Source organism: Vibrio sp. 1288 (assembly GCF_033344475.1).
In genome coordinates, this window is sequence record NZ_JAWPOX010000095.1 from 1 (window position 1) to 1,418 (window position 1,418).

The following is a 1,418-nucleotide window of genomic DNA, read 5'->3' on the forward strand; positions in this document are numbered from 1 at the left end:
ATCATTCGTTGCGACATGGCTTGAGGTTCAAACGACAATAAAGCTGAAACGAAATGTAAGCAAAGAATGAAAAGATGCTAATGAATACAAAAAAGGACCATGAAAGGTCCTTTTTTGTATCTAGTGTACTTAGTAAAAGAAATCGTAGCCAACAACGATGTCTACGAGGCTAGCTTTCCTTCCTTCGCTACTTAGCACTCAAAACTGCGGCAGGGTTCAGTTTCGCTGCGCGAGAAGCTGGGTACCAAGTGGCCAATAGGCTTAATACGATAGCGGTGGTCGACACCAATGCGACGTCAGGCCAATGCAACTGCGATGGAAGAAAGTCCACAAAGTAGATGTCACCCGATAAAAACTGGTGTCCTATTAAGCCTTCAAGCCCCTTAATGATTGGAGTTAAATTTAACGCAACCAACACACCAACAAGGCTACCGACAAGGCTACCAAACACTCCAGAGAAGACGCCCTGCCAAACGAAAATACGTTTAATCAGACCATCTTTTGCCCCCATCGTACGCAAAATCGCGATCTCTGCTGCGCGATCTTTCACTGCCATCATCAATGTCGAGACGATATTGAAACACGCCACACCAATCACTAATACCATGACCAAATACATGATCGTGCGTACCAACTGAATGTCACGGTAGAGAAAGCCAAACTGCTGCTGCCAACTCTTCAAATATACGTACACATTCACTAGGTTGCCGACTTCTCGAACGATCGAAGGCGCATCAAGAACATCATCGGTTTTTAGAGAAATTCCAGTTACGCCGTCTCCTAAACGAGCGTATTGCTGCGCATCCGCCAGCGGAACTAAAGCCAATGAATGATCAATTTGACCGTTCAACGTCAAGAAACCCGCGACTTTGACGCGCACACGTTTCGGCGCTTGAACTTTATTTGTGCCACCCGTTTGAGGAATCATCAACGTGACGTAGTCACCGACTTGCACCTTCAACTCATTTGCAACCCCTCGACCTAAAATCACTTGCTGTTGACCTGAGTAAAAGTTTTGCCACGCCTCTGGATCAATAAAGTCAGACATGCTCGACACCGCTTGCTCATACGCAGGGTCCACACCACGCACTTCAATCGCCTTTAGTTTACTGCCTTTTTCGGCTAAACCCGTAAAGCGGACGTACGGTGCGGCAGCAACGACATGCTCATGTTGCAGCGCTTGGTTCATCGTCTTGGTGTAGTTCTGCAGCGGCCCGTTAACCCCTTCTAACTCACCATGAGGAATCACGGACAACACACGCGACTGAAGCTCTCGCTCAAAACCATTCATCGCCGAAAGGCCAATGATGATCACCGCCACGCCTACTGCAATACCAATGGTGGAAGAAAGAGAAATGAACGACACCATTTTGTTGCGCTTTTTCGCACGGCTAAAGCGTCCACCAATCATCAATGCT

1 protein-coding gene is annotated in these 1,418 nt (G+C 47.3%); it reads right to left on the reverse strand.

The genetic code is table 11. From position 1 onward, the window contains the following. Nucleotides 1-187: 187 nt before the first annotated feature. Nucleotides 188-1,418, reverse strand: a 1,231-nt coding sequence (gene lolE / locus R8O11_RS24845; protein ID WP_318194558.1) for a lipoprotein-releasing ABC transporter permease subunit LolE, incomplete at its 5' end; no start/stop codon positions are given.